The organism is Anabaena sp. 4-3, from assembly GCF_001597745.1.
Lineage (GTDB): Bacteria > Cyanobacteriota > Cyanobacteriia > Cyanobacteriales > Nostocaceae > Trichormus.
In genome coordinates, this window is sequence record NZ_LUHJ01000064.1 from 19,814 (window position 1) to 44,392 (window position 24,579).

General features: G+C 42.3%; 13 protein-coding genes and 2 pseudogenes. 4 read left to right on the forward strand and 11 right to left on the reverse strand.

The genetic code is table 11. The features are described from left to right. Together A3775_RS24360 and A3775_RS16825 are read right to left on the reverse strand one after the other, a co-directional pair. Positions 1 to 150, reverse strand: a pseudogene (locus tag A3775_RS24360) (DUF58 domain-containing protein); the annotation flags it as partial. A gap of 269 nt (positions 151 to 419) precedes the next feature. Beyond that, complete coding sequence (locus A3775_RS16825; protein ID WP_066377599.1) at positions 420 to 656, reverse strand: hypothetical protein; 237 nt, start codon at positions 654 to 656, stop codon at positions 420 to 422. Between the two features lie 502 nt (positions 657 to 1,158). Between A3775_RS16825 and A3775_RS16830 the strand changes: the two genes are divergently transcribed. From A3775_RS16830 to sppA, 3 genes are all read left to right on the forward strand, one after another. After that, entirely contained in the window at positions 1,159 to 2,160 is a 1,002-nt protein-coding gene (locus A3775_RS16830; RefSeq protein WP_066425946.1) for a cyanophycin synthetase, read from the forward strand. Positions 2,161 to 2,573: 413 nt separating this feature from the next. Further along, on the forward strand, positions 2,574 to 3,623 hold the full coding sequence (fni, locus tag A3775_RS16835; protein WP_066425949.1) for a type 2 isopentenyl-diphosphate Delta-isomerase: 1,050 nt from the start codon (positions 2,574 to 2,576) through the stop codon (positions 3,621 to 3,623). Between the two features lie 121 nt (positions 3,624 to 3,744). After that, on the forward strand, positions 3,745 to 5,580 hold the full coding sequence (gene sppA, locus A3775_RS16840; protein WP_066425950.1) for a signal peptide peptidase SppA: 1,836 nt from the start codon (positions 3,745 to 3,747) through the stop codon (positions 5,578 to 5,580). A 231-nt stretch (positions 5,581 to 5,811) separates the two neighbouring features. Here sppA and A3775_RS16845 read toward each other — a convergent pair whose 3' ends face one another. The 9 genes from A3775_RS16845 to A3775_RS16885 all read right to left on the reverse strand — a co-directional run bounded on the left by A3775_RS16845 (position 5,812) and on the right by A3775_RS16885 (position 22,911). Then, positions 5,812 to 8,841, reverse strand: coding sequence for a DUF4912 domain-containing protein (locus A3775_RS16845; protein ID WP_066425952.1), 3,030 nt, complete (start codon positions 8,839 to 8,841; stop codon positions 5,812 to 5,814). Positions 8,842 to 9,309: 468 nt separating this feature from the next. Beyond that, a complete protein-coding gene (locus A3775_RS16850; RefSeq protein ID WP_066425954.1) occupies positions 9,310 to 10,806 on the reverse strand; it encodes an aldehyde dehydrogenase family protein in 1,497 nt (498 codons plus the stop codon). Between the two features lie 177 nt (positions 10,807 to 10,983). Next, the gene (locus A3775_RS16855; RefSeq protein ID WP_066425956.1) at positions 10,984 to 11,688 is read right to left on the reverse strand and encodes a cyclase family protein; all 705 of its coding nucleotides are present in this window, start codon (positions 11,686 to 11,688) and stop codon (positions 10,984 to 10,986) included. A 73-nt stretch (positions 11,689 to 11,761) separates the two neighbouring features. Continuing rightward, positions 11,762 to 12,529 (reverse strand): DUF928 domain-containing protein, encoded by a 768-nt coding sequence (locus A3775_RS16860; protein ID WP_066384227.1) that lies wholly within the window; start codon positions 12,527 to 12,529, stop codon positions 11,762 to 11,764. A gap of 151 nt (positions 12,530 to 12,680) precedes the next feature. Then, positions 12,681 to 15,008, reverse strand: a complete 2,328-nt coding sequence (locus A3775_RS16865) for a CHASE2 domain-containing protein (protein ID WP_066384226.1) — start codon at positions 15,006 to 15,008, stop codon at positions 12,681 to 12,683. Positions 15,009 to 15,092: 84 nt separating this feature from the next. Continuing rightward, complete coding sequence (locus A3775_RS16870; protein ID WP_066384224.1) at positions 15,093 to 16,061, reverse strand: DUF1822 family protein; 969 nt, start codon at positions 16,059 to 16,061, stop codon at positions 15,093 to 15,095. Between the two features lie 180 nt (positions 16,062 to 16,241). Then, the gene (locus A3775_RS16875) at positions 16,242 to 18,956 is read right to left on the reverse strand and encodes a CHAT domain-containing protein (protein ID WP_066384221.1); all 2,715 of its coding nucleotides are present in this window, start codon (positions 18,954 to 18,956) and stop codon (positions 16,242 to 16,244) included. Next, complete coding sequence (locus A3775_RS16880; RefSeq protein ID WP_082803773.1) at positions 18,946 to 21,486, reverse strand: filamentous hemagglutinin N-terminal domain-containing protein; 2,541 nt, start codon at positions 21,484 to 21,486, stop codon at positions 18,946 to 18,948. The genes A3775_RS16875 and A3775_RS16880 overlap by 11 nt, the downstream gene beginning before the upstream one ends. Before the next feature lie 774 nt (positions 21,487 to 22,260). Then, positions 22,261 to 22,911 carry a hypothetical protein gene (locus tag A3775_RS16885; RefSeq protein WP_066384218.1) on the reverse strand — a complete coding sequence of 217 codons (651 nt, stop codon included), beginning with the start codon at positions 22,909 to 22,911 and terminating at the stop codon, positions 22,261 to 22,263. Between the two features lie 278 nt (positions 22,912 to 23,189). On the opposite strand from A3775_RS16885, the pseudogene A3775_RS16890 reads away from it, so the two are divergent. After that, positions 23,190 to 24,384: pseudogene (locus tag A3775_RS16890) on the forward strand (RNA-guided endonuclease InsQ/TnpB family protein). Positions 24,385 to 24,579 lie beyond the last annotated feature (195 nt).

A 24,579-nucleotide genomic window follows, 5' to 3' on the forward strand; every position in this document is an offset into this window, starting at 1 on the left:
TACGCCGCTAATCGCATACAGCCAGCCAGCCATTGTATTAATAGCTGCACCAAAAAAACAAACAGCAATTCCCGCTAGTACCCACCCGGTATATGCAGGGGTGCTAGCATGGGTTTCTAACCAGTTAGTGATGGGTTTGATAATTTTCATGTTTCCGTTTTAACCCAACACTAATAGAAATTCACAGTAGTCACGCCCTAATTTTGTGTAAGTGCTTTCTGCATTCGCTGTATATGAATACAGACGCTTTTAATGAAGCTGTCTCTGTGACGTATATAACTACGGAGTCCGCAAATTTTATCTTCCGGACGGAATGGGCGCAGGGAGAAATGGGAAAAGTATTCTCCCCCTTGCCCCCTGCCCCCTGCCCCCCTGCTTCTTCTCTGCTTCCTCTTTTCCCCTATACCCCCACATCCCACTTAAATCGCTGCTTCTTCACGCTGACAATCAAAAACCACCATGAAAGAAGCATTTGGTGTTACTTGACATAAATGCTGCATATAACCATCAGCGTCAGAACGACTGCGAAAGCGCGCTATAATCTCACGTTGGGCATCAGGTAGTAAACGTGCGATCGCCCAAGAGTTTAGCCGTTGTTTGTAATTTTTGGACTGTGGTTCCGAAATTTGTACTTTGTTATCAGAATTTTGTGGCATGATTATCTTAACCGTATTAAGTTTCAACAAAGGTGTTAGTGACTGTCTCAAGATAGAAGCACTAGCCCTTTTTTTATGATTCTGCCACCTTATTATTCGATAATTTTTATATTGTCAACCCCCAATGATATATTTTAGACAAACTAACTGAACAATCTCTATTTTGTATAAATTTATATAACCTATCCAGCCAATTTTTATCAGTGATTTATGTTTAAAATAATACGCATATTCTCAAGAGGATAGTGACCTAAAATCTGGGTGTCTTGGAAAACACCAAAACTGTAAATTATATTTGAAGAATTCGCTTATTCGCAATAATAGAAATATTAGTTAATATAAATCATTTTCTAAGAATCAACAAATAAATATCTAATGTTTTGTCATCAATCCCACATTCTCTTAACAAAAAATAACTAATACATTTATCCTGTTTATATCTTGACCAATCTTAATAGTTTAGATACAATCTTGGCAACAAATTATACTTGTTGTCAAAACAATGGCATTAGTAACGTCAATAATTCAAAAAATTGCACCCCAAATAGGTGCTGTAGTTGTAGTAGACCCAGAATATAAATTAGTGGGACATATTACTTTTAAAAATGGGCATAAAGCATTTTTTAGTACCACTAAGTTAAATATTAATGGTTTCGGTTCCGCAGAAATTGCTAAAGACAAAGGTTATTCAAATTTTTTTCTCAAACATTTTGGGTATAAAGTTACTGAAGGACAAACATTTTTTAGCAAGCAAATTTGTGCAAAAGTAGGTAATAACAGAGATATTGAAGCCGGATTTGACTATGCCCAAAAATTAGGTTTTCCTGTGATTGTCAAACCGATCAATCTCAGTCAAGGTAAATTAGTGACAAAGGTTTATAATAAAACAGAATATTATCAAGCAGCTAAGAAAATCTTCAAACTCAACTCAGGACTAATTGTTGAAAAGTTTTATCAAGGAAAAGATTACCGCATTGTCGTTATAGATGATGAAATCATCGCCGCTTACCAAAGAATCCCCTTATCTGTAGTAGGTGATGGTAAATCTAGCATTTTGGAATTACTGCACCAAAAACAAGAACAATTTGTGGCAAGCGGTAGAAAAAAGATTATAGATTTTGATGACTTTCGCATCAAACAAAAACTAAAAAGGCAGAATCTCAATTTTAACAGTATTCTTCCCAGGGGCAAAATTATTTATCTTTTAGATAATGCTAATTTATCCAGTGGTGGTGAGGCTATAGATGTGACAGAAAGTATTCATCCTGACTTTCAAAAATTAGCTTTAAATGTCGCCAAAGATATGGGGTTAAGATTAGTAGGTGTGGATATCATTACCCATGATATAACTAGACCATTAGTCGATTATGTGATTATTGAAGTTAATGGCTCACCTAGCTTAACTCACTATGCGGCAATTGGAGAGGCACAAACTCAGAGAGTCGAAGCTTTGTATTTGAAAATTCTCACGACTTTAGAACAAGAGTATAACAACAAAAATTGATGTGTTATTTTGCATCAAAAATTTCCACAATTTAGTTACCGATAAAAACTGAAGCGTGCAAAGTAAAAGAAAGTTCGTAGTCAGGACTTCAGTCTTGATATAGCTTGCGTAGACATAGCTGTGCTTGATTCTTAACTGTACAGGACTTATGCAACTGGCATATTAGTAGGGTGCGTCAGATATCAAAAATGCATTTATTGACAGCATTTAAACGGTCTGACGCACCCTACAAGACATCTGTAATGTGACACTTGCGTCCTACTGTAGAGACGTTACACATAACGTCTTTACGGGATGTATGGGGCGTAACCTCACATAAAATTGCTATTCAGCACACTAAATACAGACCTGATGCCAGAAAATATCTAAATCTGTAACAATAGTGAAGCCAATGCTTTGACTTTTACCCAACCGTGAACGCTGCTACCACAAACTCAGCCCAAACCCAATCACGCAAAGCAGATCACATCCGCATCTGCTTAGAAGAAGATGTACAGTTTGGCGAAACTACCAACGGATTAGAAAGTTATCGTTTCACCCATTGTTGTTTACCAGAAATAGATCGCCAAGATATTGATATCAGTACAACTTTTTTAGGTAAACATCTAGGCGCACCTCTATTAATCTCTTCCATGACTGGGGGAACCCCAGAAGCGGGAATGATTAACCAGCGTTTAGCACAACTAGCCCAACAATATAAATTTGCAATGGGTGTGGGTTCCCAGCGCGTGGCGGTAGAAAAACCCCAGGTGGCTGATACTTTCGCTATGCGTAAATATGCGCCGGATGTTCTGTTATTTGCTAATGTCGGTGCTGTGCAACTTAACTACAAATATGGCTTAGATGAATGTCTGCAAATCATTGAGATGCTGGCAGCTGACGCTTTAATTTTGCATATCAACCCCCTGCAAGAATGTATTCAACCCAGAGGTGATGTTAACTTCCGAGGCTTGCTTGACAAAATTGACAAATTATGCAGTAAGTTATCAGTACCAGTGATAGCCAAAGAAGTAGGCAATGGCATTTCCGCAGCGATGGCAGAAAAACTGTTGGCGGCTGGGGTGGCAGCAATTGATGTTGCTGGTGCTGGTGGGACTTCTTGGGCAAAGGTAGAAGGTGAAAGGGCAGAAAATGCCTTGCAAAGACGCTTAGGCAGAACCTTTGCAGATTGGGGAATACCCACAGCCGAATGTATTACCAGTATTAGAGCGATCGCACCCCATATACCCTTGATTGTCTCTGGAGGGTTGCGTCATGGTTTGGATGTCGCCAAAGCGATCGCACTGGGAGCAGATATCGCCGGGTTAGCAATTCCATTCCTCAAAGCCGCAGTCGAATCAGAATCAGCATTGCAAGATTTAGCCGAAGTATTGATTGCAGAAATCACCACAGTCTTATTCTGCACCGGCAACACCACCCTATCTGAGTTGAAAAATTCCGGCAGTTTGCAAAGCATACAATAAAAAAGATGAGGAAGCGGAGGAGAAAAACTAATGACTAATGACTAATAACTAATGACTAATAACTAATAACTAATGACTAATAACTAATAACTAATGACTAATAACTAATAACTAACAACTAATGAATAACTTCCTCAAGCAAACTCTAGCCAGCTTAGTTGGCACTGTATTAGGACTCATTATTTTCTCTGGTATTGGTACTACAGCACTGTTGTTTTTAGTGTTTGCGGCTGCAAGTTCCCAAGATCCTGGCCCCCTAGTCAAAGATAAGTCAGTTGTAGTTTTTGACTTGTCAATGAAAATCAGCGATAGGGAACCCACAGCTAGCGAAGTGTTGCAAAACACTTTATCAGGAGTGGCAGCACAAAGAATGACACTCCGGAGTGTGCTGGATACCATCAAAAAAGCTGAGAGTGATTCGCGAATTGTGGGTATCTACCTCGACGCAACAAGCAGTAGCGGCACGAGTAACTTAGGTTATGCTTCTCTGAAAGAAATCCGCAAAGCCTTAACAGAATTTCGTGCATCTGGCAAAAAGGTTGTCGCCTATGGAATGCAGTGGGGAGAAAAGGAATATTATCTTAGTTCTGTAGCTGATACTATTGTTTTGAATCCCTTTGGAGCAATGGAAATCAACGGTTTGGCTAGCCAACCGATATTTCTCGCTGGAGCATTGCAAAAGTATGGTATTGGTGTGCAGGTTGTCCGCGCTGGCAAGTTTAAAGGCGCAATTGAACCTTTAGTATTGAACCAACTCAGTACCGAAAACCGCGCCCAAACTCAGCAATTATTAAATGATGTTTGGACAGAATGGCGGACTACAGTCGGTAGTAGCCGCAAAATTGCCCCCCAACAATTACAAGCGATCGCAGATAATCAAGCCCTTTTAGAAGCACCCACCGCTAAATCTAATGGTTTAGTCGATCAAGTAGCATATTCCGATCAGGTAGTTGCTGACTTAAAGAAATTAACCAATAGTGATCAAGATGATCGCAGCTTCCGCAAAATAGACTTGAGTGAATATGCACAAGTCCCGAACAAATCTTTACCTGTAGAACGCACAGCCAAAAATAAAATTGCTGTGGTGTATGCTGAGGGTGATATTGTCGATGGTCAAGGTGAAGATGGACAAATAGGAGGCGATCGCTTTGCCGCTATCTTCAACAAAATCCGCCAAGATAACGATATCAAGGCTGTTGTCTTGAGAATTAACAGTCCTGGTGGTAGTGCTATCGCCTCCGAAGTCATACAGCGAGAAGTGAAACTCACACGCCAAGCCAAACCCGTTGTCGTGTCTATGGGTGATTTCGCCGCCTCCGGTGGTTACTGGATAGCTACCGACTCTAATCGGATTTTTGCCGAACCCAACACCATTACAGGTTCTATTGGTGTATTCGGGGTGTTACTGAATGGGCAGAAGCTAGCAAATGATAATGGTATCACTTGGGACTCTGTAAAAACAGCCCGTTATGCCGATAGTCAAACCTTGGCACGTCCCAAATCTCCCGAAGAAATAGCACTTTATCAACGCAGCGTCAACCGCATTTATAATTTATTTATCAATAAAGTTGCCGAAGGACGCAAACTACCAGTAGAAAAAGTAGCAGAAATTGCCCAAGGTAGAGTTTGGTCTGGTGTTACAGCTAAACAAATTGGTTTAATTGATGAAATCGGTGGTTTAAATGCAGCGATAGAATATGCAGCCCAAGCCGCCAAACTCGGTAAAGATTGGCAATTAAAAGAATATCCCAGGGAAAGCACATTAGGAGAGCGCTTTTTTGGGCGATTCGTTGAAGATGTCAGTACCGTTTTGCAAGTTGAGAAGACACAAACCATACCCCCGAATCTTTTCATGGCTGAATTCCAAAAAATGCAGCAGGAGTTGGCAATTATACAGCAGATGAACGACCCCCAAGGAATTTATGCTCGCTTGCCTTTCAATTTGAAAATTGAGTAGTTTTAATCGCTATGCGCTAAATTCTGGCAAATATAACCACAAAGCCCCCCTTACTTACCTCTCCCTCACCCTCTCCTTGTAGGAGAGGGAAAAGGAAAAAATTTTTGGGCTGGAATGGGGGTTTTAAAGCCTCTGTGTCATATCTTGCACCATTCTCAATCAGCATCAGGCGATGCACAGCTAACAACTAAGGCTCTCAGCAAGTTGCCAGCAATGCCCACCCTACAAAAATTATGCTTCAACAGTTTCCTGAGAAAACTTTTGATGCACCCTTGTAATTTGTTCCCCATTTTCACTAGATACAGTGATGAGATAGTCAATTAACTCTTCTGAGAAGGGGATACGCAAATGGAAAGTACCATCTGATTTTAGGGTAATCGGTTTACCGGCAATATTTACCGTTGCACCGGGATCTGTGGCTCCGTGAATAATTACCTCAGCATCGGTGACAAACCAAAAATCTCCGTGGGGACGACTGAAGACACGGACGATAGAAGAAGAGGCTATAGTTATCCAGCGATCGCCTTCTAAGTAGCCAATTTCCACCATATAATCGCGATCACTTTGGGGAATAGCTACATAACGATTTTGGATGATTTCCTCACATTCATATTGCTGTACCAGTTGAGGAGTTTGATAACTCAGGTCAATATATGTAACATCATACAGCCGTAAAGTCAACTGGGAGATGCCAGCATTGTGCAGTATTTCTTGACGCTGCTCAGAAATTTGCCAAGAGATATAAGCCCACTTAGTAGTGCGAGGAGTGAAGAAAATTTGGCTGTCTTCGTCTACTGTCAGCGCGTCTGTCAGTATATCTTCTGTGTAGGGAGGGCTGAAAATGCGTACAATAGCTGAACGGGCTATTTTTACCCATTGCTCACTGGCAACGTAGCCAATTTCGATGATGTAGTTGCGATCGCTAGCGGGAATCGACACATAGCAATCGGTGATTCCCGGCTCACATTCATACTGCCCTACCAGATGGGGTTGTTGATAACTCAGATCAACCTCGCTGACATCATACAGTCGCAGTAATAATTTAGTCATCCCTGCATTCTCAAGTGCTTGTTGATCACTGTGAGCAAGATACCAACTGACAAAAGCCCACTCAGGATTACGGGGTGTGAGAACAACACTACTGTCTTCATCACCATCTTCTGAGTCGTCTTCTGAGTCGGTAGATATTGTCTTCACCGGTGCTAAATCTTCTGCGGGAGAATTTATCGCCTCAGTCGCCTCTGGTGTTTCTGGTGCGGGGTTGTCCAGAATGCCGTCAATATTCGTCGCCCAATCTCCCGTTTCGGCTGCTGCTAAAGCTGCTTCATCAGCCAAATTCCCGACATTGATAGTTTCTATCTCCTCCAATATCTGATTATCCGGTGGTTCGGCAGCGTCGGCTACCAAATTTAATGCTTCTTCAGAAATCTCGATCAATGGCGGCTCTGTCGGAGGTTCTTCCAATGTCGATAAATCTAAATCCCATGCGGCAGTTAGTGGATCAGATTCATCTGAGGGTGACTCAGTAGCCGCATTCAGATTGGTTGTAGCTTCAGGCTCCTCCAGAGATTGCACACTCGGTGCTTCCGACTGGGGTAATTCGGCTGTGACATCAGCTACACTACTCGATTCATTTTGGGGAATATCTGGCAAGTCCGCCAGAATAGATGTCTCTTGTATCTCCTCCGACTCCTGACTCTTGTCGGAAATACTTGCTGTTGTTTCGGCTGGGGTAACATCTGGAAGTGGTTCGGTTTTGAGGTCGTCAGTGATATCCCTGTGATAACCATTATTAGATGTAACTATAGCAGTATCAGGTAATTCCCTGGTTTGCGCTTCCCCATTAGTTGGCGTTTTCGGGATGTCCACGATTGGGGGATATGTATTATTGACTATAGTAGCTGGTGCTTCCATATCCCAAGGAGATTGCTCCAACTCTGGCGGTAATGGTAAGGGGGAATTATTGGTTTTTTGTGGTGCGGGATGATCTAAACCGGAATTAGCCATTGAATTTTCAGTAGGCTGAGTTGCTACTGCTGGTTCAGATGCAGGTATCTTGTCTTGAGCATCTTGATCATTAGTCGGTGATTCTGTCAAGCCTGGGTTTTCTTTAGCGGCTGATGGTCGTCTAATAAACCATAACAGCGAGCCAGCGATCGCCCCTATAGGTAGCAGCAACCACCACAGCAAGTTACGCCCCAAGACATTGGAATTATCAGCAGTAGCGATCGCCGATGGTGCGGAGAAGTTAGTTCCTGTGGAATCGCCGGCAGTTTCCGCCTCTTCAGAAGCCGCCATCCCTGGCGTTGGTTCTAGGGTGATGGTAGGATTGGCAGATATAAACTGTTGTGATTCAGCTTGAGCGATCGCCTCTGCTTCCGCTACTCTCACAGTTTCTATCGCCTGTTGTCCTTGGGGTGCCAAAGCAAATCCCAGAAAAGCGGATATAGCTGGGTTAGGATTGTTTTTATAAACGTAAACTAAAGGCTGAGAGAAAGGATATTTAGGATCATCTGGCAAGGTATCATACAACGCCAACGCTCGCACACCCGGCAGATTTGCGACTTGATTGAATTTAGCATAGCTAATACCGTCCTTACCCAATTGTCTGACTATTTCTGCCGTATTATCTTCAGTTAACTGGGTAGCATTAGAACCTGTGGCAAAGTTAGCAGACCGAAACACTGGATAACTGCTCAATGCTTCACGAGTTAAACTATTCTCAGGCCGGTCTATCACCCGAATGTTAGCATCTGCGCTGCCTAATTCCGACCAATTGCTGATGTTCCCCCGGAAAATCTCCGCAAATTGCTTGTCAGTCAAACTACCCTGAAACGGATTGTCAGAACCAACGATAATCGCAATCTTTTCTCGGTGCAAAGGAACTTGTACTAAGCCTTGGGCTTTTTCTTCAGGAGTCAGATCACGACTAATCGCTGCAATATCAATTGTCCCCTCTTGCACAGCTTTGAGTGCAGCCTCAGTGCCATTAGTGGCAATTTCCACCTGAGTCCCTGAAAACTGCTGTTCAAAACTCTGCTTTAATTTTTGATTAAAAGCAGCCAGGCCATTAACACCATCAATCCTTACTGTAGTCCCTGGTTGCACAGTTGGCGGTAATAAAAACGTGGGCGTGTCAGTCTCAGCTTGTGCTGACACAGGAACCGACATCAACAAGGTTGTTACTGTAGGAGTGGTAGCGAAAGCCAGCCATAAAGCCAGATTGACTATACCAGTATCTCTTTTATCTTTTTGCCACATATTGCTCCTCATCCAGATATAGAAAACAGAAAGCCGATCAGTTTTAAATTTATATTTTTTTGCAAGAGAAGACGCGCTAATTATACATCTGCTGTCTCTTGTGTTTTGAGTTAGTTAAATATACAGCAGGGAACAGGGAACTCTTAACAGGGAACAGCTTTGAAAGTCTCTTGGCATAAAGCTTTGTTCATCAAATTTGTACCTCATTTACCCCAAATCTGCTGTAAATTAGTATAATTTACTACTGATAGACTGAAAAAGCAAACATTCTAGATAGACTGTTTCTGAATCTAGTGATTACCAAAACTAGACAGATTCTCAACCAATGTCTACATGATTAGTCTGAATTGAGCCAGATGATCAGGTAGAAATAATAGCGAGATTTCAACGAAAAATTGACTGTAATTCTAGAATTACAGTCAATTATTTTTAGCATTGATATTACTCAGATGGCTAGAGCTTCTTTGCCTAACCACGGTTATCTATCTGGGCGCGTTGCAAACTACCAGAAAAGTCAACATAAACGCTTTTCCATTCTGTGAACACATCTAAAGCGGTAGTTCCCGCTTCCCGGTGTCCGTTACCGGTTTGTTTTACACCGCCAAAGGGTAAATGTACCTCTGCGCCGATAGTGGGGCCGTTGATGTAGGTGATACCAGCTTCGATGTCACGCATGGCAGTAAAAGCCCGGTTAATATCGCGGGTATAAATTGAAGAAGAAAGACCATATTTAGTGTCATTGAGAATAGCGATCGCTTGCTCAAATGTATTCACCTCAATTAATGCCACCACAGGGCCAAAAATCTCTTCTCGCGCCACCCGCATCTCAGGCGTAACGTTATCTAAAATAGTCGGTTGAAAGAAATAACCCTGTTTTAATAAACCTGCTGTCGCAATTTCTCCACCCATTAAAATCTTTGCCCCTTCCTCACGGGCAATTGTCATATACTCATATACCCGTTGCAATTGTTTGTGATTAATTATCGGCCCGATATCAGTCTCAGGTTCATAACCAGCACCCAAGCGCAACTGACTAGCACGCTCACACAGCATCGTGGTAAATTTTTCCTTAATATCACGATGCAAAATCAAGCGACTCGTAGCTGTACACCGTTGCCCAGTAGTACCGAAAGCCCCCCATAAAGCACCATCAACAGCCAGTTCTAAATTTGCATCTTCCATCACCACTTGGGCATTTTTACCACCCATTTCTAAACACACCCGTTTATGAGTGCGTCCGCAAGTTGCGCCCACAAACGCCCCAGTCTCAGAAGAACCAGTAAACGATACTAAATCTACATCAGGATGTTCAACTAAAGCCTTTCCTGCTTCTTCACCTACCCCATGCACCAAGTTAATCACTCCTGGTGGTAAACCGGCGGCGGCAAAAATCTCAATTAATTTAGTAGCGCAAGCCGGGGTATCTTCCGCCGGTTTGAGAATTACTGTATTCCCACACACCAAAGCCGGCATAGCTTTCCAGCAAGGTATAGCTATGGGGAAATTCCAAGGCGTAATTAAAGCACAGATTCCAATAGGCATCCGTACAGTCATAGCGAACTTATTAGGCATTTCTGAAGGTGTGGTTTGCCCAAACAGTCGCCTTCCTTCACCAGCACTATAAAAAGCACAGTCAATACCTTCCTGCACATCACCCCTAGCTTCTGTTAAGGGCTTACCCATTTCTCGACTAATTAACTCAGCCAGTTCTTCCTTATGTTCAGCTAATAATTCCCCCACACGAAAGATATACTCGGCTCTAGCTGGGGCGGGAACTTTGCGCCAACTTTGGTAAGCTTGGCGGGCTGCGGCTACAGCTTGGTTGACATCCTCCACTTGAGAACGGGGGAAAGTAGCCACAACTTCGGTTTTATTTGCCGGGTTATGACTGGCGAGGATATTTTCACCTGTGGCGTTTAACCATTGTCCATTGATGTAATTTTGGCAGGTGAGCGGAGTTGTCACGTCGCTTCGCTCCTAATACAAAATTCAAAATTCAAAATTCAAAATTCAAAATTCAGGAATTCTTAGGAAACAATCTTCCCTAATCCCTTGTGTTCCTTGTGTACACTACTCTCCTGCTTTCTACGTTACTGTGATGTTTTCATATTTGCAGGTAAATATTTCAGATATATACAAAACTTAAGGAACTAATGCCAAAACTCCCACAGGCGAACCTGAACCACGCCGTAACCTCAGAATGCCAATGGCTAGGGTAGTACCTTTCGGTGGTAGTTGGTCTAAATTAGTGAGATTTTCTAAGACTATACCTTGTTGTGCTAGTACCAAGCGGTTGGTAGTAAAACTTTGCTCTCGTCCGGAGTCTACACCATGTGTATCAATACCTACACCTGCAATCCGTCTTTCTTGCAGTAAAAACTCAGTCACCTCACGACCAAAACCCGGAAAGTGCATAATTCCGTCAGCATCCTGGTTGAAAAAGGCATTTTTATCAGACCATTTATTCTGCCAGCCTGTATATAATAGCACTACAGAACCAGAGGCAATCTCACCGTGTTGTACCTCCCAAGCCATCACATCAGCAATAGTGAGGATATAGTCAGGATTAACTGTAGCGGCTGTACTGATATCTATGACTACGGCAGGTACAATCAACGACTGAGCAGAATATTGATCAATGCCTACACCAGCCTGATAAAAACTGTTAGGTGCATTAATATGGGTGGCACTATGTTCACCCAAAGAAAAACGCCGCAGATGATAGCCATCATCTTGCAGTTCGGCAACGGGGGTAAACTCCACTGGAGGATCACCAGGCCATTGCGGGATGTCTGTGTCAATTACATGACTTAAATGTATAACGCGTGAGAAATTAATAGTATTCACACCTAAATATTACACGCAGCAGAGAAGAAAAGAACGCTCAATTATGACTCAATCCCCAATCAAGAGTCCCCAATCAAGGATTCGACAGCAATGGTGCATTTGCAATATCACTCAAACCAATGCTAGTCAGCAAATTCTGCCACTGTTCTTGAATGGTTGTGTCTTGAGGATTTTGTTGACGTAATTGGGCTAGTGTAACTGCGGCTTCGTGCCAAACGCCATTTTGGATATAGATGGCAACCTGTTGTAGAGGGGTTGCGGTTTTTAACTTCTGAATAGTGGTTGGGTTGAGGGTAACTCGTTTGATTACGCCTTCAACGTAAATTGGTGGTGATTGTTTTTCTGGATCACAGTAGACGGTGAGAAACCAGCGATAGCGTTGATTTATTGCTAATGGGGAAATGTTGGTAGGTAGAGAAACACTAATAACTCCTGGTTTTGCTGGGAGAGCGATCGCAGTTTGGTAAATTGAATTTGACTCCTGGTCTTGCAAGACAAATTCTGTGGGATAGTTGACATTGCCGAAGTACGGCAGATAAAACATTAGCGTCGGATGCTCCTGTGTTGTCAATCCCCAAACGTTTGTGATTGTGGGCGCGTCTTGGGTGAACGGTACTAAAGCGGTGAGTTCCGGCTTCACTAATGGACAAGAACCCCGTTTAGCACCACCACGAACACGACCCCCAGGGGGTGGTTCGGAAGTAGGTGCTGGTGGTGGAGTAAAACTAACTTTCTGGGTATGGGTGACAGTTGAATTTGATAGTGCTGGTTTTGCCAGTACCCAAGTTTGAGATGCTAATAAACTTGTACAGCTAAGAGCTAATGACAGTAAGAGTTTCATAAGTTGTATTAAATATGGTGGACGGAGGTAGGAAGCTTTCGGAGCAGGGGAGCAGGGGGGCAGGGGAGCGGAGAAGAAACACTAATAACTAATGACTAATAACTAATGACTAATGACTAATAACTAATAACTAATGACTAATAACTAATAACTAATGACTAATAACTAAAAATTTTGAGTTTTGAATTGATACTACAGTGGCTGTTGCCAGTAAAGATAAGGCTGAGGGTACAAAGGGAACCCAAACACCTACAATTAACAGACCAAAACAGCAGACATACAAAACACCAGAACTTACACCAATAGCTAAACCTAATTTGGGTAACAACCGCCATTGCCAAGCGACTAAACCGCCGACTCCCGACCAAAGGCTAATCCAAATCACCTCAAACCAAGGCGACCAAGCCCGCAATAATGGACGGTTATCTAAAACAGCACTGATGATGTGACTTACCATCTGGGCTTGTACCATTACCCCCGGCATTTGTTCGTCTAACAATTTGCCGTAGGGTGTAGCCCAATAGTCGGGAAAATCTCCTTTTGCGGCTACACCAATCAGCACAATCCGGTCTTTGATGGCGTTGGGGTTAATTGGGTTAGATAACAATTGGGTGAGTGTTACCTGTTCGGCAATTTTCTTAGAAGCACGGTAGTTGAGTAAGATTTGACCACCATTAGCATCTATACCTTGATAACCGCCAGTGTGAGGTGAGAGGCGGTGAAAAACTTTGTTACCTAGCTGCAAACTGGGAGATGGATCAGAGGTAAATTGAGGCTGAATTCCTAAAGACGAGAGATAGCGGAATGCTAGTTGGGTACTAAAGGCATAGGGAGCCGGACATAATGATGCTGTCTCCTGATTCATAAACATCAGATGGCGACGCACCACACCATCAGCATCATGAATGAAGTCGCTAAATCCTAGACGTTCTTGGACAATTTCCGGTGGTGGTTCTATGCCTTTGGTTTTAGCTGTGGTATCACTGCCTTTACATACTCCAATTAAGTTATCAGTTTGCTGAAGTTGAGTAATTAACTCTGGTTTTTCGGCTGGAAAGTCACGGTAAATATCTAAACCGATGGCTTTGGGTTGATACTGATTCAGCTTTGTTAGTAATTTCTTCAGGTATTTTTCTGAGATAGACGTTCCTTTTAATACTTCACCATTGCGGCGTTGAGTGGCTAAGTCCTCATCATCGATGGTGACTATTAACAGGCGCGGATCTGGCCTTTCTTCAGGACGCGATCGCATCATTTGGTCAAATGCTTGCAATTCCCATGTTTGCAATCCCCCCAACAACCGCAAACCACAAACTACCGCCGTCACTACTAAACTAGACACCGCCACTGTTTTTAATTGGCGTGTTTTTTTCACTGGTGGGGTAGAAACTATTTCTTGGGGTTGGATCAGTTCATCCCAAGTGGGTGGAATTTGAGATGGATTTTGACAAATGATTGGTAGCCAAGTTGCACAGGGAAATTTATCTTCTAATCCTTGTAATCGTTCCCTGGCGTGTCGCACTGCTTGGTATAAAGATTCACCATTAGCAAACCCTTGAAGAAAATATTTCAAGAACTCTTGCGCTACTTGATCAGGAACAGGTTCGCGCATGATGATCATCTGGGGGATGTGCAGATCAGCGAGTTCTCGCGCTAAACCTAACCCATCACAAGAGTTGAAAATTGCTAGTTGTAAACCTCTTTGTATGGCTTGTTTGAGGGCATATTTAAGTTCACCTATGGTCAAACTATCGGTTTTATTCAGATAAATTTTGCCGGTGGTATTATTTCCTTGACTAGAACTGTGTCCAGCGAAAAATAAGATATCCCAGTTTTTACCCCAGAGGTGATCTGTCAATTCTTTACGCTGTGGTTCCACCATCAAACAAACGTCGGCATTCGGGCAATTTTGTAAAACAGCTTGATCGGCCTGGGTATTAATTCCCTGACTATTACCGACTATTGCCAAAATGTTGACTGTCGAGTTGGGGGTGCGTGGTTTATGAATGCGATCGTAGCTTGGTGATGATAGGGCAATTTCTGCTTTGGGGTAGCGTTCTAATAAATCCCATGCGTGCCAAGGTAGCCTGATTAATTGGTTGTTTTCTGATTGCAGAATTACTCTAATTTGGTCTGTGGGCTGCAATTTCTCTAGCCATTTTTCGCGCAGGGAGCGAAACCCTTCGGTTTGTAGCCAGGTATTAAACCGGGCGCGTAAAATATGGGCTAATTCGTGGCAGTCTTGAGTAATTGAAACATTTGTAACTTGAATTTTGTCTGCATCTAAGCGGTAACGATGACCTAACTGAAGATAGCTAGACTGCCAACGACTGTAGTAAAGCATCATTTCTGGGCAAGGGGGGAGTTTGCCTGTGATTTCGGTAGCGGGGCGATCGCTTTCTTCCCCTATCTGGAGAGTTACGGTAAACCCCTGCTCTAAACTACCTTCTCCGAATTTCAGCACTACTAACTTAGCCATGACTGTTCTTTTGCTCAGACTTCCTGAAAATGCACAATTCCAACCAACCAGTCTGGAATTTTATTTAATTACTCATGACTAAATTTAAATGACAAAGTTTTCTGTAATACTCATATCACCCAATGATACCTGAACGCTAAACTGTTCTTGGATGTCACCGCGAAACTGTAACTGTATGTAGTTATCTGCACTTCTGGCTTGTGCTTCTAAAAATGTAGCTCCTGTATTATCTAATACTTTTAATTGGACTCCATTCGGTAAATGTACTTGATTACCTGTAGCGTGAAGTTGCAGACGGATGCCAGTTTTTTGGTTAGCTTCCGGGGTAATTTCCACAATCAACATCACTGGTTGATTGTCAATTTGGATACCTAAATCAATCAGTTTAGCTCTTTTAGTGGTTGCTTCTGACTGTCCAACTACTGCATCTGTGGTATTGAGAAAGCTCCTAAAGGCATAAGCAGGTCTGGATTCTAGGGAATTTAACAAGGATTCTACTGTTTGCCAACCAGCTTCCACTTGACCGATAAACCACCGACTCAGATTTACTAGCGGATCGACTGGGGAAGTTCTCAATTGCCCCAAGCGATCAATTAACGCTTCGATGGGTTGTAATTGAATTAAAGGCAGTGTTTCAGTTGTTGCTGTTTTGATAAAACCTAGAAGTTTTGCTTCTTGGTATGAATCATCAATCTGCACGACTACATAACCTGCTCTTTCTTCCCAAGTTTCCGCAGGAATTAAGCATTGTTCGTCTTGTTCCCCTACAGGACGGCATTCCAAACGACCAACTGAAGACACCTCCAAATCTGCCACATTCGCACAAAGCTGCATAATCGGGTTCCAACTGTCACTCTGTGTGAGGTTAGTAGGAATATCCATCATTTGTAAATAGTCATTCACTACCCAGACAGCCAAAGTATTGCGCCTCACTTGCTCGGCTTTCGCTGGAGTAGGTTGTCGCAGGGCAAACTTTTGGGCAGTTGTCCGAGCCGCTTGAGAAATTGGCAGAGAAATTGCGAAATCTTCTAGTTTGAAGGTGTTGTTAGTCATAAATCAATCCCCAGTGATCAATGCTGCTGTGTACATATCGCCCAAATTAACTAAATTTATGCCACAAGTTTAATAAAAATTAGACGCTTTTTTGCGGATGAGTGATGAGGTAGGGGTGCTTTCGGTGCAGGGGAGGCAGGGAGAAAAACTTTTACCCAGTTCCCAATCCCCAATCCCTACTCACAACCAATTCCCAATTAAAACATAGGCAGACCAAAAGCTGGGGGCTTGGTAGTTGGGATGTCGCAAGAGTTTGAGTTGAGCTTGTTGGAGTGCTTCGGCTTTGGTAACTTTGCGGGTTTTTAGTTCTCGATAAAATTCACCGACGAACAAGGCTGTAGATTCGTCATCAATTTGCCATAGGGAGGCTACGGTGCTGCGTGCGCCGGCTCTGACTGCGACTCCGGCTAAACCTAGGGCGGCGCGGTTGTCTCCGGCTGCTGTCTGACAGGCACTTAATACTAATAGTTCTACTGCTCCTGGTTGGTTTTGGTTGCGACTGCGAAGTAGGGTGTCGAATTGAATGACGTTAATTGGGCCGTCAGCCGCCAAAATAAAGGTATTTTCGGCACGAGAGCTAAATTGTCCATGAGTTGCTAAATGTAGTACGTTAAATGAAACAGTATTTACTTCTTTTTCTAGTGCTTCGCGGGTGAACTGCTGATCTAAAAGACTGGTGATGTCAACTCCAGCACTGGCTATTAAGTTGACTTCTGATTTGATGGCGGGTAAGGGTGCAAAGTTGGGAAACTCTGGCGGGGGTTCTGTCAGTCCAGCCGTTAAGGCTCTGAGTTGCTGACGCTCTATGGGTTTGGGATCAAGGAGTTGTAACCCGACACTCAGAGCGATCGCATATTTTTCTATGAGGTACTGCTTTCCGTCATACAGTGCCGCCATCGGTAAATTACGCAACCCACCATCTGGTACAAATACTAATGTCTTGACTCCACTAGCAATCAGTTCGGATTCAATCGGTTTGAGCAACCAATTATAAACTTGTTGTGCCTGGGTTTTAAGAGCTTTGGTAGCCGTAGGATTTACGAGATTTTTTCGCAATTCCCCCAGAATTTTGTCTACTTCTTGCTGATTAACGGCTGTGCTGTAATCCTGTAGGGGTTTGTTAGGCAGTTTGACAATCACCTGCAATCTTTCCGGCAAAATAATCGGGTAAAGAATGGCTGTGGTGGGGTTATCTTGGTCTACAATTGTATCTATCGGCACAGCCTGACCTTGTAGACAAGCTTCCCGAAAGAAGTTATCTAACTCGGCTAACTGTAATGCTTCCATCCGTTGACGGGCTTTATCTAAAGTTTCTTCGGTGATTTCCGACTTGAGTAACAATTCTACGGATTGCCGATAAACTGGTTCTACACTATCACGAAAGTTAAACTGTACGTCTTGATTGACAGCTACTAAGTCACTGCGGAGAGAGTTGAGGGTTGCCACTGCCGCATCATAAGCAGCGATCGCACCTGATATGTTATCTTGCTGCCATAATATTCTCCCCAACTGCCACTCTAATTTATAGGTAATGTCTGCCGCATTGCTACCTTGCGCTAACACTAATCCCTGTTGAGTCAGGTTTTGGGCATCTCGCCATTGTTGATTTTGCTCATATAAATTACCCAAACTTAACAGCGCGTAAGCTTCGGCGCGTTTATCTGCTAAAATCTGGGCTTGTTTAATTGTATTCGCTAAAATTTGGGCGATTTGTTGATTATTGGGGATTGGGAATTGGGGATTGGGGAAAAATACATTTTCAGTATCCTGCCTTCTGCCTTCTGCTGCTTGCTGCTGGCTCAATTTCATTAAACTCTGCACAAAGTTAATTTGAGCGTAGATAGAAGCACGACTAACTGGGAGTTGGTTAAGTTGAGCTTGAATTGTGGGGATTAAAGGTTGAGTATCGACGAATTTTTGATTGTCAATTAGCAAGCTGAGATAATTAAGTTGGGCTTGAATTTTCGGAAGGGGTGAGGTAGATTTGGCTACTGTTTGTTGATAGTAGTTAATGGCTTCTGGTATTTGCTGTCTAGCTCTGGCGTTGTTGCCTAAACTAAATAAACTAGCTGCTATCTCTGTAGGTAGTTGTAAACCTTGGACAACGGTGAGACTCTGCTGTAAGATAGTCTGCGACTGAGTTAAATTCCCGACTACCATCAAAGCATCACCAAGCGATCGCAATCCTACCGCTTTTTCTAAAGAATCTGGTTGTGATTGTAATTTTTGATTAACCTCTGCCAAAATCTGCACAGACCGACGATAAAATCCTTGTGTGCGCCAAGCTTGGGCTTGATTAATGCGCGATCGCACTTCACCAATTGGGTTGTTAATTTGCTGATAAATCTCTGCTGTTTGCTGCCAAGTCTCTAAAGCCGCCTCTGGTTTCCCCATCGCCAATTGCAAACGCCCTTGAATATCTAGAGTTTGGGCTAATATTTGCAGATTTTTGGGATTTTTCGGGGCTTGCAGTAATTCCAAACTTGTTTTAATCGCCTTCTCTGCTGCTTGCCAATCCCCCATTTGTTGATAGGCTAAACACAAATTACTCAGAGTAGCAGCCAATTTCAGACTATCCCCCTGCTGCTGATATGCTTGGATTGCCTGTTGTAATACCTGCACCGCCTCAGCAAACCTACCAGCATCATATAAAGTTTTACCCTGTTCTATCAACAAGCCACCCTGAGAATTAGCCAACTGCGGCGCATCCAACCCCAAAGCAACCACAGGCTGAGAATTTCCTATCTTGAGTTTTTGCCAATCCCCAGCCAATACAGGTAAATTGATTGTCAAAAGCAAACCAACCTGAAAATATATCAATAAACTGAGTTTGATTTTGGGGTGTTTACCTGCAAAATAGTGGCGAAAGACTTTTACAAATTGATTAACGAACATGGCAAGCGGCAGACGACAACCAAGGGAGTAGATAATTAGTTGTTTTTTGAGCAACTAAAACAATATTCCCATGAGCATCGACCACCCAGCCCTGAGCTTCCATAATTTTATCGGATTGAGGTACACCAGAGGCAGGGTGACAATCTATAGTCATCGGCTGGGATAAAATATCTGTGGGTAGTGAGACTAATCTTTGACTAGGCTCTACATCTGGGGTATTAATCGTGACTCCGGCATTTACGGATGGCAGGGGTTGAGAAAAAGCTGTAACATCATTAGTTGTTAGAAGTTGCGTATCAAGTTGACTTAAGTCAGTAGTTCCCAAAATTTGCTCAAGTTCGTCTCGACTACGCACAACTAACCCAAAAATGCTTTTACTGTTGATTGTCACTCTACCACCTTGAGCATTGGCGGTGATGTCGTTGTTTTCTTGCGGGAAAGCTACGATAAATGGTGAATTAATCGCAATATCCCCCCCCGCAGAGGTAAAGATTTGACTATTATGGCGCAGTTGCAATAAACCTCTGAGGTTCAGTGTAATATTACCACCACCAGATGCAGTCATATTACCTTGCTCTAACTTCACCTCACGGGCTGTAATTTCTAAATTTCCTGCCTCACCATTAACTTGACTGCTAACAGTGACTTCTGCGCCTTCGTTGATGAGTAGGCTTCTACTATCAATAATTAAGTTACCCGCCTTACCTTCGCCTTCACTTCTACTAGATAAACTACTAACAATACTGCTATCTGCAATTCTTCCACTACCTGTGATTTCTACACCATCCGTAGCTTTGACAATCAAACTGCCGCCAGCACCTACACTAAATACACCAGTTCTAATTTCTCCCCCATCCCGAATTATCAACTTGCTGACATTTAACTTTTGGATATCTGTCTCACCTGCACCAAAATTATCGGCGGTAATTCTACCCCCATTTTCTACAGTCAGCAATTTAGTATTAATATCCCATGAACCGACGTTATTTGTCGCACCGGGTTGAGCAGAAACAAAAATACCACTACGATAAATATCTACAGGCGCAGTTGTGGCAAATGGTGAAGCCCCACTAATCAAGATACTATCTGCGGCGTTGATTGTAATATTTCCCCCTCTGCCTCGATATCGCGCAGCATTAGATATCTGCGCCCCATTTGCTATCGTTAAATTTCTGGTTTCTAAGGTAATATTCCCGGAATTTCCGGCATTAGCTATAGCATTCAAATCAACTTGAGCAAAAATACCACTGGGAATATCTCCATCTGGAGTTTCACCAATTAGGTTGATGCTGTCTGTAGCTGTGACTAAAATATTGCCTGTATTTCCTCTGCCAAATGTGGAAACCTCTATACCTCCACCATCTTGTAGTAATAATCGTCTAGTTTCAACAGTCACATTACCGCCGTTACCTGTAACGTTGCCACAGTTTCCACCCAAAGGACAAACTTGTGAACCAATAAATGATGTTGAACCTAGTGCTATAGTATCTTGGGATTTGATGAAAATATCTCCCGCTTTACCTTCACCTTGACTCGCAGTCGCGATATTAGCATTATTATTTAAAGTCAGTGACTCCCTAGCATTGATGACTAAATTCTCACCCGTTGTTGAGCCGAAGGTGACAGCAAAAACTAAAGCATCATCTAGCGTAATATTTCTGCCCTGAATTTGAATAGCACCACCACGATTGAGAATGGGAAAATCACTGGCATCGACAACTGTACCTCCTGTCAGTTGAATATTTCCCAAGCTACTATTATCTGTGTATTCTAAAGCATAACCTTGCTCAATTTGATTTAAGCTGACAAAACTATTGTTAGTCACACTTCCTAACTCGATTCTGCCGCCTGGGGCTGCTAAAAAACTATTTGTTAGCGATACATCGCCGCCGATTAATGCTAAAGTTTTACCTTCAGAAACTTCTAACCCCAAAGGGATAGATGGAGAAATGGGTTGTACAATTGCGCCGGGATTATTGCCAAACTGTAAACCTACAGGCACACTAATTGTTAATAATGCTGAAGGTTCAGGGTTATTAGCACTAAATTCTCTGCCATCAGCAAACTTGACACTGTTAGCTGTAGTCGCTATAAAAGAACCGCCAATATTTAAAATGGCATTTGTACCCAAAATTATACCTCTTGGGTTGATTAAAAATAGATTAGCTGTGCTACCTGGGCGAGTTTGAATCAAGCCATCAATCCGAGATGGTAAACTGCCTGTGACTCTAGTAATAATATTTTGTACAGTCAAATCATGATTAAATAAGGCTGTATCTCCGGTGCTATTTCTCGTGGTTCGAGAAAAGGAAAAATCTTGAAAGCTATGAAATAAATTCTCTCCTCTTTGAGTACCTCCCTCAATAATTCTGATGTTGTCTGCGGGTGTGACAGTAGAGTTGATAGGTAGTGTTGTATCTGGAATTATTTCTGCTGTTGTTGATTTGGTATTTAATAGCAACAATATTAAACTACTCATCCAAATACACAATTGTTGCTTCGAGTTGTTTTTAAAGATAAATAAAGACACATTCATTCACCTAATATAACAAGTTCGTAGTAAGGACTTTAGTCCTTTTTTCTCAAAACGCTTCGTGTTGATTACAAACCAGCCTTGTTAATACTATGAGGACTTACGCAAGTGTCACGTCGCTGCGCTCCGAATTCAAAATTCAAAATTCTTGCAGTCATAATAAAACTTGCTGGTAGGGTGAGTCAGAGCAGATTATTCTGTAATAATTAACAGGTTTTTGATATCTGACGCACCCGAATAATTTACCAGTTGCGTAAGTCATAACTATATTTTTTTAACTGAATATTATTGAATTATTCAGTCAGGTGTATTAAGTCATGTTTTGCACCATTCTCAATTAGAATAGGTGGGCATTGCCAAAAACATAAAACTCAGTTTTTCAGGAAAACTCGAACAATGCCCACCCTACCAAAATTTCATTCAGCAACTGTTGCCAGATGTTTGTTAATGGGTTAATGGGTAAAATTTTGGGGGTTGGTTAGCAATTAACAGTGAAAAGTTATGATGTTGATGATGGCTAAATGATTGGTAAATTTAATTAAAGGTTAACTATAAGTAATAGCTGATTTTTAGCTGGAATAATTTACTGTTTTTTAGTAATTTTTGTCGTGTTTTTAGAAAACTTTTATCTAAGTCATCACGTCATGCTTAATCAGAATAGGTGGGCATTGCCAAAAATGTCAAACTCAGGGTTGGAGTAAATTGCCAGCAATGCCCACCCTACAATACCAGATGTGCGTCAGAGCGATCGCTCATTTCCATTACTCTGTTTTAAATCAATCCTTCTGACTCAGCAAATTTACGCAAGCGGGGTAAACATTGGCGTTGATAGAAACTGCTTAAGGTGGGAACAGCTAGCCCAAATTGCTCAGATAATTCTTTCCAACTCACTTCCGGCGGTAGACGTTTGAGAATCAAGACTTGACAGTTAACATCAGGACGGCCTTTAATATGAGTGTTGCGTAACTCTCCGGTAGGATCTGTTTTAATCCAAGTTTCTAATTCGTCTAAAATTGGTGGTGCTTCTGGGGTAGCTGCTAAATTTTCTACAGGATCAATAGTATCACTCTTATCACCTGATTTAGACTGGCGAACCCTTAATGATACTGTTGTCGCCTGTTCTTTAGTTTGATTGATATAAAAATCTTGTAATCTGCGTTTTAAATAGGCATTCAGCCAAGTGACAACACTACCATAGGTAGGATCATATTTCTGCCCTGTCAAACCTTCACAAATGTTACGGCAAAAATACAACCAAGTTTGTTGTAATGCGTCTTGGTAGTAGGGAGTATTTTCCCGCCAAAGTTTTTGAGAACTAAGGCGAATAATTTGCGTGAGTAGCTTCTGACGTTGGGGACTACCAGGGGGATGTCCACAAACTTGAGAAGCTAAGTTACGTAGCTGTTCATCGAATTCTACCATGATCATCAGGGCAAACCAGGCAACAGGTGATAAGCTTCAGCAAGAATATATTATAAGAAAATAGGCTGAAAACCCTTGAGGTTAAGTTTTGGAGCATGGCGGAAAAACTTAGCCGTCCTTTAGGCAAGGGGACGGTAGTTGCTTCAAGTCGGGAAACCCGCCCAACGCACTGCCTCATGAAAGCCAACCAAGGGCTTGAGCATCCAGCGATATATTCTTTTTGTTGATAGATTATGCTTTACAGTTTAGCATAATATCCTAGTTGTTAGGTCGTCGCCATGATAATTTACGAGTTCAAAGTTAAAGCAAAAGACAAGCAATACCAAGCAATAGATGAGGCTATTCGTACTAGCCAATTTATCCAAAACAAGTGTTTACGCTACTGGATGGATAATAAAGGTGTGGGCAAATATGATCTTAATAAATATTGTGCGGTATTAGCTTCTGAATTTCCTTTTGCTGATGAACTCAATTCAATGGCTAGACAATCTGCGGCTGTTCGCGTAGCGTTCCCGTAGGGTACTTTCTTGGAGCGCAATAGCTCGGTTTTACGATAATTGCAAAAAGAAAGTTAAAGGTAAAAAGGGCTTTCCAAAGTTTAAGAAAAACTGTCGTTCTGTTGAATATAAAACAAGCGGGTGGAAACTATCAGAATCTAGGAAAGCAATTACTTTCTCTGACAAAAAAGGAATAGGTACTCTCAAATTAAAGGGTACTTATGACTTAAACTACTATGACATCAAGCAAATTAAACGAGTGCGTCTTGTGCGTCGTGCTGATGGATATTATGCTCAATTTGCCATTGATGTAAATATTAGAGTTGAAACACAGCCAACTCAACAAGTAGTAGGACTTGATTTAGGATTAAACTACTTCATTGCTGATTCTAAAGGAAATGTAGAAGAATGCCCCAAGTTTTACCGTAAGTCAGAGAAACAGTTAAACCGCGCTAATCGCAAAAAGTCTAAGAAGTTCAGTAAAGAAAAAAAGAAAGCCAAGCAAAGGCAGTCTAACAATTACCACAAAGCTAGAAATCGATATGCCCGTAAGCATTTAAAAGTAAGTAGGCAACGAAAAGAGTATTGCAAGAGATTAGCGTATTCCGTCATCCAATCTCACGATTTGGTGGCCTATGAAGATTTAAATGTGAAGGGTTTAGTACGTAATCGACATCTAGCTAAATCAATCTCTGATGCTGGTTGGTACACTTTTCGTCAATGGTTGGAATACTTTGGTCATAAATATGGGAAGGTGACAGTTGCTGTTCCTCCCCATCACACCAGTCAAAATTGCTCTCACTGTGGCGAGAAAGTGAAGAAATCTCTGTCTACAAGAACTCATGTTTGTCCGCATTGTGGGTATGTGCAAGACAGAGATATTAACGCAGCAATCAACATTTTGAGACTAGGACTCAGTACGGTAGGGCATACCGGAACTTACGCTTGGGGAGAGACTGTGCGATTCGTTGGGTAGAAACTAACTCTGAAAGGAGTAGAGGATTACCCGCAAGGAACTGAACCTTGACAACTGAGAGTTTCATGTAGGTGTAAATCCTATCGCGCAAGTGCAGCGTTGACGGCACACAGAACATGGTTCTAAGCCATGTCCCCCAGGGTAGCGACTAGCCATCAATCCCTGAAGCGGGGGTGAAAGGCGGCTCTACTTCAA